The 10,014-nt window shown below is 59.7% G+C and carries 9 protein-coding genes (1 of these 9 only partly in view); 8 read left to right on the top strand and 1 reads right to left on the bottom strand.

Features of this window, described 5'->3' with window-relative positions:
- Window positions 1–67: 67 nt before the first annotated feature.
- On the bottom strand, window positions 68–1,630 hold the full coding sequence (locus ACVI9W_RS16100) for a bifunctional aminoglycoside phosphotransferase/ATP-binding protein (protein ID WP_461530502.1): 1,563 nt from the start codon (window positions 1,628–1,630) through the stop codon (window positions 68–70).
- Between the two features lie 118 nt (window positions 1,631–1,748).
- Between ACVI9W_RS16100 and mrcB the strand changes: the two genes are divergently transcribed.
- The 8 genes from mrcB to msrP form a co-directional block, all read left to right on the top strand.
- Window positions 1,749–4,070 carry a penicillin-binding protein 1B gene (gene mrcB, locus ACVI9W_RS16105; protein WP_461530503.1) on the top strand — a complete coding sequence of 774 codons (2,322 nt, stop codon included), beginning with the start codon at window positions 1,749–1,751 and terminating at the stop codon, window positions 4,068–4,070.
- 16 nt (window positions 4,071–4,086) lie between these two features.
- On the top strand, window positions 4,087–4,842 hold the full coding sequence (locus ACVI9W_RS16110) for a tetratricopeptide repeat protein (RefSeq protein WP_461530504.1): 756 nt from the start codon (window positions 4,087–4,089) through the stop codon (window positions 4,840–4,842).
- Window positions 4,842–5,171 carry a YqcC family protein gene (locus tag ACVI9W_RS16115; RefSeq protein ID WP_422420713.1) on the top strand — a complete coding sequence of 110 codons (330 nt, stop codon included), beginning with the start codon at window positions 4,842–4,844 and terminating at the stop codon, window positions 5,169–5,171. Before ACVI9W_RS16110 ends, ACVI9W_RS16115 begins: the two co-directional genes overlap by 1 nt.
- A 422-nt stretch (window positions 5,172–5,593) precedes the next feature.
- Window positions 5,594–7,318, top strand: coding sequence for an acetolactate synthase 3 large subunit (locus tag ACVI9W_RS16120; RefSeq protein ID WP_038616232.1), 1,725 nt, complete (start codon window positions 5,594–5,596; stop codon window positions 7,316–7,318).
- 2 nt (window positions 7,319–7,320) lie between these two features.
- Window positions 7,321–7,812 (top strand): acetolactate synthase small subunit, encoded by a 492-nt coding sequence (gene ilvN, locus ACVI9W_RS16125; protein WP_010223016.1) that lies wholly within the window; start codon window positions 7,321–7,323, stop codon window positions 7,810–7,812.
- 51 nt (window positions 7,813–7,863) lie between these two features.
- Window positions 7,864–8,880 carry a ketol-acid reductoisomerase gene (gene ilvC / locus ACVI9W_RS16130; protein ID WP_043863787.1) on the top strand — a complete coding sequence of 339 codons (1,017 nt, stop codon included), beginning with the start codon at window positions 7,864–7,866 and terminating at the stop codon, window positions 8,878–8,880.
- 146 nt (window positions 8,881–9,026) lie between these two features.
- Entirely contained in the window at window positions 9,027–9,884 is an 858-nt protein-coding gene (gene pssA, locus ACVI9W_RS16135; protein ID WP_038606846.1) for a CDP-diacylglycerol--serine O-phosphatidyltransferase, read from the top strand.
- Between the two features lie 63 nt (window positions 9,885–9,947).
- A protein-coding gene (msrP, locus tag ACVI9W_RS16140; protein WP_461530505.1) for a protein-methionine-sulfoxide reductase catalytic subunit MsrP crosses the window boundary here: on the top strand, window positions 9,948–10,014 show its 5' portion. It continues 947 nt past the right edge of the window; 67 of the gene's 1,014 nt are visible here — the first part of the coding sequence; the start codon lies at window positions 9,948–9,950; its stop codon lies beyond the right edge, outside the window.

Raw genomic sequence — 10,014 nt, forward strand, 5'->3', positions numbered from 1 at the left:
GTGCCATCACTGCGGAGGCGCCGGAGATCAGGCGTGAAGTGTCGACTGCTTCACGTCCTGAGGCATATCAGAGCCCGGGAAGGCGCTGACGGATCTGCTTGACCAGCAGATCGAGGCTGCCGCTCTCGTTGGTTTCGACGCGCTTGCTTTGCAGCAGTTCTTCGCTAGTCAGTGGCTCACGACTGGCCAGTTGGGCTTCGACCACTTCCAGCGTTGCATCGGAAGGATCATTTTTGTCGGCCTGACGCTGTGCCAGCCAGCTGGCGATAACCGCTTGTGGGGCATTGCAGTCGAGGATCAGGAAAGGCACCCCGGTCTCGCTGGCAACGCCGGCCGCCGCCTGACGCTGAGCCTGCTTGAGGTAGGTGGCGTCAATGACCACCGGGAAACCGGCACGCAGTATGGTTTCGGCCAGATTGTGCAGGCGGGCATAGGTGGCCTGGCTGGCATCGTTGTTATAGATACCTTGCTGCAGCTGACCGGCATCGCCTGCCTGCTGCTCGCCGAACATACGCTTGCGCTCTACATCCGAGCGCAAACGGATCGCGCCCAGGGCATCGACCAGGCGCATCGCCACATGGCTCTTGCCCACCGCGGAAACACCGTGGGTGATGGCCAGGAAGCGCGAGGGAATGGCGCTGTAGCTTTCGGCCAGGTTGGCATAGTTGCGGTAGGTGCGCAGGGTGGTGGCACGCTGCACGGCATCGGCATTGGCCGGCATGCTGAACAGGGCGACCTTGGCCCGGACCAGGGCGCGGTAAGCCTTGTAGAAATTCAGCAGCTCGAGGCCTGCATAGTCGCCGGTCAGTTCCAGGTACTGGCTGATGAAGCGCCGTGACAGCGACTTCAGGCCACGGTCTTCAAGGTCCATGGCCAGGAACGCGGTATCGGCGTAGACGTCGGTCAGGCGGAAGGGCTCGTTGAATTCGATGCAGTCGAAGATGACTACCTTGCCGTCGATCAGGGTGGCGTTGCCCAGGTGGATGTCACCGTGGCACTCACGAATGAAACCTTCAGCCTTGCGTGCCTCGAGCAGGCCGTGAAGGCGCTTGAAGCTGTCCTGGGCCCAGGCCTGCAGGGCATCGAGTTGCTGCAGGTCGGCTTTGTCGCTGAGAAACGGGCGAATCTGCTCGAAGTTCTGCTCCACCGGCGCCATGACGCTGTCCGGGGTACCCAGTGGATGCTCCACCGAGACCTTGGGTGCCTGCAGGTGGAACTCGGCGATCTGTCGCGCCATCTGGTCGATGTGTTCGGCGGTCAGTTCACCGTTGGCTTGCAGGGTGCTGAGCATCTGGTTCTGCGGGAACTGGCGCATTTTCAGCGCGTACTCGATCGCTTCGCCTTCGCCACCCAGTTGCGGCGCTTCGGCGCTACCGGTGATCGACAGGACGTCCAGGTACAGGCCTTCGGTCAGGCGCTGGTTAAGGCGCAATTCTTCGTTGCAGAAGTGCTTTCGTGCGGACAGTTCGGTGAAATCGAGGAAGCCGAAATTCATCGGCTTCTTGATCTTGTAGGCATAGTCGCCAGTCAGCAGTACCCAGGAGATATGGGTCTCGATGAGCTGAAACTCCTTCACCGGGTGAGGGAACAGGGCGGGGTTCTGCAGCGCGGTGATCAAGGCTTGGCTCACGGGCGATCCTTCTGGGTCTTGGTGATTTCGAGTGGGCCATTATGGCGGTAAGCGAGGCTGCTGCAAACCGCCGGAGGGCGCCTGTCGAGGATCAATAAAGTGCGTATAATCCGCCGCCATGACTCGTACCCGATCCCCCCGTACCGCTAAAAAACGCCCGTCTGGCCGCTCGCGCGCCTGGCTGGGCTGGGCCATCAAGCTCAGCCTGGTTGGCCTTGTGGTGCTGGCCGGCTTTGCCATTTACCTCGATGCTGTGGTCCAGGAGAAGTTCTCCGGCAAGCGCTGGACCATCCCGGCCAAGGTGTATGCCCGGCCGCTGGAGCTGTTCGTCGGGCAGAAACTGAGCAAAAACGACTTCCTCATCGAACTCGATGCCCTGGGCTATCGCCGTGAAAGCGTTGCCAACGGCCCGGGCGCCGCTGCGGTCAGCGGCAATACCGTCGACCTCAATACCCGTGGCTTCCAGTTCTATGAAGGCATGGAGCAGGCGCAAGCGGTGCGTGTGCGTTTCTCCGGCGACTATGTGGCGGGTTTGAGTGGCATCAATGGTTCCAAGCTCGATGTGGTTCGCTTGGAGCCGCTGATGATCGGCGGGCTGTACCCGAAGAACCTGGAAGACCGCATCCTGATCAAACTTGATCAGGTGCCGCCGTACCTGCTGGAAACCCTGGTGGCCGTGGAGGACCGCGACTTCTACAATCACTTTGGCGTATCGCCGAAGTCGATTGCCCGTGCGGTCTGGGTCAACACTTCGTCGGGGGCCATGCGTCAGGGCGGCAGTACCTTGACCCAGCAACTGGTCAAAAACTTCTACCTGACCAACGAGCGTAGCCTCAGTCGTAAGCTGACCGAGGCCATGATGGCCTTGCTGCTGGAACTGCACTACGACAAGCGCGAGATCCTTGAGGCTTACCTCAACGAGGTATTCGTCGGTCAGGATGGTCAACGTGCGGTGCACGGTTTTGGCCTGGCCAGCCAGTTCTTCTTCAGCCAGCCGCTGTCGGAACTGAAGCTGCATCAGGTGGCGCTGCTGGTGGGTATGGTCAAGGGACCGTCCTACTACAATCCACGGCGTTACCCGGACCGCGCCACCGTGCGGCGTAACCTGGTACTGGACCTGTTGGCCGAGCAGGGCGTGGCCACGCCAGAAGCCGTTGCCGCGGCGAAGAAAATGCCGCTGGGCGTGACCAAGCGCGGCAGCCTGGCTGACAGCTCGTTCCCCGGTTTCCTTGATCTGGTCAAACGTCAGTTGCGCCAGGACTACCGTGACGAAGACTTGACCGAAGAAGGCCTGCGTATCTTCACCAGCTTTGACCCGATCCTGCAGATGAAGTCCGAATCGGCCATGTCCGAGACCTTCAAGCGCCTGGCCGGACGCAAAGGTGCTGACGAGGTCGAGGCGGCGATGGTGGTGACCAACCCTGAAACCGGTGAGGTACAGGCGTTGATCGGCAGCCGTCAGGCAGGATTTGCCGGTTTCAACCGAGCGATTGACGCCGTGCGGCCGATCGGCTCGCTGGTCAAGCCGGCGGTCTACCTGACGGCGCTGGAAAAGCCGAGCCAATACACCCTGACCAGTTGGGTGCAGGACGAACCGTTCTCGGTCAAAGGTGGCGATGGCCAGGTTTGGCGGCCGCAGAACTATGACCGCCGCTCCCATGGCACCGTTTATCTGTACCAGGGCCTGGCCAACTCCTACAACCTGTCGACGGCCAAGCTCGGCCTGGAACTGGGCGTGCCGAATGTGCTCAAAACCATTGGGCGCCTGGGTGTGAATGTCGATTGGCCGGCCTTCCCGTCGATGCTGCTGGGTGCCGGCGGGATGTCGCCGATGCAGGTTGCGACCATGTACCAGACCCTGGCCAACGGTGGTTTCAATACGCCAATGCGCGGCATCCGCAGTGTACTGACCGCCGAGGGCGAACCGCTCAAGCGTTATCCGTTCCAGATCCAGCAGAGCTTCGATCCGGGTGCGATCTATCTGGTCCAGAACGCCATGCAGCGGGTGATGCGCGAAGGCACCGGCCGCTCGGTCTACAGTGTATTGCCAAGTTCGTTGAACCTGGCGGGCAAAACCGGTACCAGTAACGATTCGCGTGACAGCTGGTTCGCAGGTTTCAGCCAGGATCTGCTGGCGGTGGTCTGGCTCGGTCGGGACGATAATGGCAAGACGCCGTTCACCGGTGCCACCGGTGCACTGCAGGTCTGGACCAGTTTCATGCGCAAGGCCGATCCGTTGCCGCTGGACATGCCGTTACCTGACAACGTGGTCCAGGCCTGGATTGACCCACACTCCGGGCAGGGCTCCGACAGCAGTTGCCCGGGCGCAGTACAGATGCCGTATATTCGCGGCAGTGAGCCGCCTGCCGGCGCCGCCTGTGGCGGCACGCAGGATCCCGCCGAGTCCGTCATGGACTGGGTCAAGGGCTGGATGAATTAAGCAAAGAGGGTGTGAAGTGAACAAGTGGTGGTTTCCTGCCTTGACGGCACTGGCTTTGCTCAACGGTTGCGCCAACGTTCAGCGTGGCTCGATTCCCGTGGTCGACTCGAGCACGCGCGTGTCCAATAGCGAACGGGTCACGGCCAGCCGTGGTGCCCAGGTCAACGCCGGTACTCGTCAGGCCCAGGCCGTGCCGCAGGACTCCGGTGTCACCGTGATGGTCCCGCAGGGCGCGGGTGCGGCACCGATCCAGACATTCCCGGCTTCGACGGCGGCTGCGCCGATCAGCACCGGTCCGATTACACCGGGGCCAAGCAGTTCGGTGCCATTCGATAGCGGTTCGACCAATGCCGGCAGTTACACCATGCCGAGCACCAGCGCTCCGAGCGCACCTAGCGGCATCCCACGCAGCGGCGCGGTCAGTGGTGGCCTGTCGGCTGACGAACAGCTTGACGGCCCGGTGCTGGCGCTGCTGACCACTGCCCAGCAACAGCAGGGCAGCGGTGATTACAACGGTGCCTCGTCGAGCCTGGAGCGTGCCCAGCGTATCGCCCCTCGCGAGCCGCAGGTGCTTTACCGTCTGGCCCAGGTACGCCTGGCTCAGGGCGATGCAGCGCAATCGGAACAGCTTGCCCGCCGTGCGCTGACCTATGCCAACGGCCGCCCCGACCTGCAAGCAGGCCTGTGGGGTATCATTGCCCAGGCACGCGAGAAGCAGGGCGACTCGGCAGGTGCAGCGCTGGCGCGGCAGAAAGCCCAGGTCAACCTGTAATGGACCCGCGCATTCTGGATATCGCCGATCACCTGTTGCTGATCGAGCACGAGCTGCACGCCCAGGGTTGGTGGAGTGACACTGCGCCCAGTGCCCAGGCACTGGCCAGCACGGTGCCTTTTGCTGTCGACAGCATGAACTTCGATCAGTGGCTGCAGTGGATTTTCCTGCCGAAAATGAAAGAGATTCTCGAGAAGGGCCTGGCGCTGCCAAACGCCTCCGGGATCCTGGTCATGGCTGAAACGGTTTATGCCGATCGCCCGGAGCAAAGCCGCGAGCTACGCAGGCTGCTAGCAGAGTTTGACCAATTGATCAGTCCATCTGCCTGAATTTCCCTCTTTTCACCCTTGGAGCCACAGTTTGTGGCTCTTTTTGTTTGTAATGTTGGTTTTTCTGCTGCTGTCGCTAGCATTAGTGGTGGCTGTAGTTCGTCCTTGCGCTAAATTGGCAATAATTTTTCTTGACTTGCGCGCGCCGAAAAAGAAGAATCCAGATTCCGCTGTAGAGGGACTGCCAGAAGCAGACCCGCTAAGCAGATCATGAGGCGCACACCCGCGCCGACCTGTTACACCCCGCAACGCGTTACCTCGCGCTGGGTGGGAAAACCCCGCAACACTTTGGGGCGCTCCCAATACTTGCTCAGTCAGTGCTGACGTAGTCGGCGATTCCGTCGCTCATGCTCTGCTTGGCAGTAAACCTATTAAGACCCGTCCACCGTGGGCGGTATTCTGGCGTTTTAGAGGTGAACAACGTGGAGCTTTTATCTGGCGCTGAGATGGTCGTCCGCTTTTTGCGTGACGAAGGCGTTAAGCACATCTACGGGTACCCTGGTGGTGCTCTCCTGCATGTTTACGATGCCCTGTTCAAAGAACCGGAAGTAAGCCACATCCTGGTTCGTCACGAGCAGGCGGCTACCCATATGGCGGACGGTTACGCCCGTGCCACCGGCAAGGCCGGCGTGGTACTGGTAACCTCCGGTCCGGGCGCAACCAATGCCATTACCGGTATTGCCACTGCGTACATGGACTCCATTCCGATGGTTATCCTTTCCGGCCAGGTGCCTAGCACCATGGTAGGTACCGATGCCTTCCAGGAAACCGACATGATCGGTATTTCCCGGCCGATCGTGAAGCACAGCTTCATGATCAAACATGCATCGGAAATCCCGGAAGTACTGAAAAAAGCCTTCTACCTGGCGCAGTCTGGTCGCCCGGGTCCGGTGGTGGTCGATATCCCGAAAGACATGACCAACCCGGCGGAAAAGTTCGAATACGTCTACCCGAAAAAGGTCAAGCTGCGCTCATACAGCCCGGCTGTCCGTGGTCACTCGGGGCAGATCCGCAAAGCAGCTGAAATGCTCCTGGCTGCCAAGCGCCCGGTGGTTTACGCCGGTGGCGGCGTGATCCTCGGTGGCGGCTCGGCTGCCCTGACCGAGATCGCGCAGATGCTCAATCTGCCAGTCACCAATACCCTGATGGGGCTGGGTGGCTATCCGGGTACCGATCGCCAGTTCCTCGGCATGCTCGGTATGCACGGCAGCTACACCGCCAACCTGGCCATGCACCACGCCGATGTGATTTTCGCCGTCGGTGCGCGCTTTGACGACCGTGTGGTCAACGGTCCGGCCAAGTTCTGCCCGAACGCCAAGGTTATCCACATCGATATCGATCCGGCATCGATCTCCAAGACCATCAAGGCCGACGTGCCGATTGTTGGTCCGGTCGAGAGCGTCCTGACCGAAATGGTTGCGACCCTGCGCGAAATCGGCGAGCAGCCGGAAAAAGCTGCGATGGATGCCTGGTGGAAGCAGATCGAAGAGTGGCGCGGTGATCGTGACATGTTCCCTTATGACAAGGGCGACGGTAACGTCATCAAGCCGCAGACCGTGATCGAGACCCTCTGCGAAGTGACCAAGGGCGATGCCTTCATCACTTCCGATGTCGGTCAGCACCAGATGTTCGCGGCGCAGTACTACCGCTTCAACAAACCCAATCGCTGGATCAACTCCGGTGGTCTGGGCACCATGGGCTTCGGTTTCCCGGCGGCCATGGGCGTCAAGCTGAACTTCCCGGACCAGGACGTTGCCTGCGTCACTGGCGAGGGCAGCATCCAGATGAACATTCAGGAGCTGTCGACCTGCCTGCAGTACGACCTGCCGGTGAAAATCGTCAACCTGAACAACGGTGTATTGGGTATGGTCCGCCAGTGGCAGGACATGGCCTACAACAGCCGTCACTCGCACTCCTATATGGAATCGCTGCCTGACTTCGTCAAGCTGGCTGAAGCCTATGGTCACGTGGGCATCCGCATCACCAGCCTGAAGGACCTCAAGCCCAAGCTCGAAGAAGCGTTCGCGATGAAAGACCGCCTGGTGTTCATCGACATCCAGGTCGACAACAGCGAACACGTCTACCCGATGCAGATCAAAGACGGCTCTATGCGCGACATGTGGCTGAGCAAGACGGAGCGTACCTAATCATGCGGCACATTATTTCCCTGCTGTTGGAAAACGAACCCGGTGCCTTGTCTCGCGTGGTTGGTCTGTTCTCGCAGCGTAACTACAACATCGAAAGCCTGACCGTAGCCCCGACTGAAGACCCGACCCTGTCGCGTCTGACGTTGACCACGGTCGGTCATGATGAGGTGATCGAGCAGATCACCAAAAACCTGAACAAGCTGGTTGAAGTCGTCAAGCTGGTCGACCTCTCGGAAAGCGCGCACATCGAACGTGAACTGATGCTGGTCAAGATCAAGGCCACGGGCGCACAGCGTGCCGAGATCAAACGCACCACCGATATCTATCGTGGGCAGATCGTCGATGTCAGCAGCAGCGTCTACACCGTGCAGCTGACTGGCGCCAGCGACAAGCTTGACAGCTTCATTCAGGCCATCGGTACCGCGTCCATTCTCGAAACAGTGCGCAGCGGCGTTACCGGCATTGCCCGTGGCGACAAAGTGCTCAGCATCTAACTCAAAAAATTAGCGATGGCCCTATCGGGCCGAGATAACAGGGGTATTTTCATGAAAGTTTTTTACGACAAAGACTGCGACCTTTCGATCATCCAGGGCAAAAAAGTTGCCATCATCGGTTACGGCTCCCAGGGTCACGCTCAAGCGTGCAACCTGAAAGACTCCGGTGTGGATGTCACTGTCGGTCTGCGTAAAGGCTCGGCTACCGTTGCCAAGGCTGAAGCTCACGGCCTGAAAGTCGCCGATGTGGCTTCTGCTGTTGCCGGTGCCGACCTGGTCATGATCCTGACCCCGGACGAGTTCCAATCCCAGCTGTACAAGAACGAAGTCGAGCCGAACATCAAGAAAGGCGCCACCCTGGCCTTCTCCCACGGTTTCGCCATCCACTACAACCAGGTTGTGCCGCGCGCTGACCTGGACGTGATCATGATCGCGCCAAAAGCGCCAGGTCACACCGTACGTTCCGAGTTCGTCAAAGGCGGCGGTATTCCTGACCTGATCGCTATCTACCAGGACGCCTCGGGCAACGCCAAGAACGTTGCACTGTCCTACGCCGCTGGCGTTGGTGGCGGCCGTACCGGCATCATCGAAACCACCTTCAAGGACGAGACCGAAACCGACCTGTTCGGCGAGCAGGCCGTTCTGTGCGGTGGTACCGTCGAGCTGGTCAAAGCTGGCTTCGAAACCCTGGTTGAAGCGGGCTACGCGCCAGAAATGGCCTACTTCGAGTGCCTGCACGAGCTGAAGCTGATCGTTGACCTCATGTACGAAGGCGGTATCGCCAACATGAACTACTCGATCTCCAACAACGCCGAATACGGCGAGTACGTGACCGGCCCTGAAGTCATCAACGCCGAATCCCGTCAGGCCATGCGTAACGCTCTGAAGCGCATCCAGGACGGCGAGTACGCCAAGATGTTCATCAGCGAAGGTGCTACCGGCTACCCATCGATGACCGCCAAGCGTCGTAACAACGCCGCCCACGGCATCGAAGTCATCGGCGAGCAACTGCGCTCGATGATGCCTTGGATCGCAGCCAACAAAATCGTCGACAAGGCCAAGAACTGAGTCTGTCTCGATGCGATGAAAACGCGGCTTCGGCCGCGTTTTTTCGTTTAGGCGGTCAGCTTCTGGTATAAAGCTTCATCGTCTGTCGGCGAACCCTCGTCGCAGACCTCTGTCGAAACTTTCCACACCGTTGCAAGGTAATGTCCATGAGCGAACGTCCCGAAGAGCCGAACAAGGCCTCTGACGCCGAAAGCCTGCTACCGATCGATGAGCATGTTGAAGAAGGGCATGACGCCGAAGGACGCAAGGTTCGGCATCGCGGTATCTATCTGCTGCCCAACCTGTTCACCACCGCGAACCTGTTCGCCGGTTTCTATTCCATCATCAATTCCATGAGTGCCCAGGCTGCCCTGAGCGCAGGCGATCCGCGTGAAGCGAGCAAGTACTTCGCATTTGCCGCCATTGCCATTTTTGTCGCGATGGTGCTCGACGGCCTCGATGGTCGTGTTGCGCGTATGACCAATACCCAAAGCGCCTTCGGTGCCGAGTACGACTCGCTGTCGGACATGGTTGCCTTTGGTGTGGCGCCTGCGTTGTTGGCGTTCGGCTGGGCCCTGGGTGACATGGGCAAGGTCGGCTGGATGGTCGCCTTCATCTATGTCGCTGGTGCTGCATTACGTCTGGCGCGCTTCAACACCCAGGTCGGCACGGCCGATAAACGTTACTTCATCGGTCTGGCCAGCCCGGCAGCGGCGGGCGTGGTAGCTGGTACCGTCTGGGCATTCAGTGACTATGGCATCCAGGGTTCGAAGCTTTCGTTCCTGGTGGCGTTGCTGGTGGCTGCGGCGGGGATGCTGATGGTCAGCAATATCAAGTACAACAGCTTCAAGGAGCTGGATCTCAAAGGGCGCGTGCCGTTCGTAGCGATCCTCGCCGTAGTACTGGTGTTCGCGGTAGTCTTCAGTGATCCACCACGCATTCTGCTGCTGGTGTTCCTCGGCTATGCGGCCTCCGGTCCTGTGCAATACCTGTTGCGCATGCGTCGGCGTAAAAACGTCGAGTGATGTAATTTCGCTCGGGCTCCGTAGTCTACTGGTGCATCAGTCCTCCAGTTCTACGGAGCCATCATGCTCATCAAGCTGTCCAAAGCCTCCGATTGCCGCGAAGCGGACGTCACTCCAGAATCCCTGTATG

The sequence above is a fragment of the Pseudomonas sp. 210_17 TE3656 genome, assembly GCF_054821965.1.

Bases quoted from the DNA above. Each gene is read 5' to 3' on its own strand.
- mrcB (WP_461530503.1), top strand. From the start codon at position 1,749: ATGACTCGTACCCGATCCCCCCGTACCGCTAAAAAACGCCCGTCTGGC.
- ACVI9W_RS16115 (WP_422420713.1), top strand. From the start codon at position 4,842: ATGGACCCGCGCATTCTGGATATCGCCGATCACCTGTTGCTGATCGAG.
- pssA (WP_038606846.1), top strand. From the start codon at position 9,027: ATGAGCGAACGTCCCGAAGAGCCGAACAAGGCCTCTGACGCCGAAAGC.
- ilvN (WP_010223016.1), top strand. From the start codon at position 7,321: ATGCGGCACATTATTTCCCTGCTGTTGGAAAACGAACCCGGTGCCTTG.
- ilvC (WP_043863787.1), top strand. From the start codon at position 7,864: ATGAAAGTTTTTTACGACAAAGACTGCGACCTTTCGATCATCCAGGGC.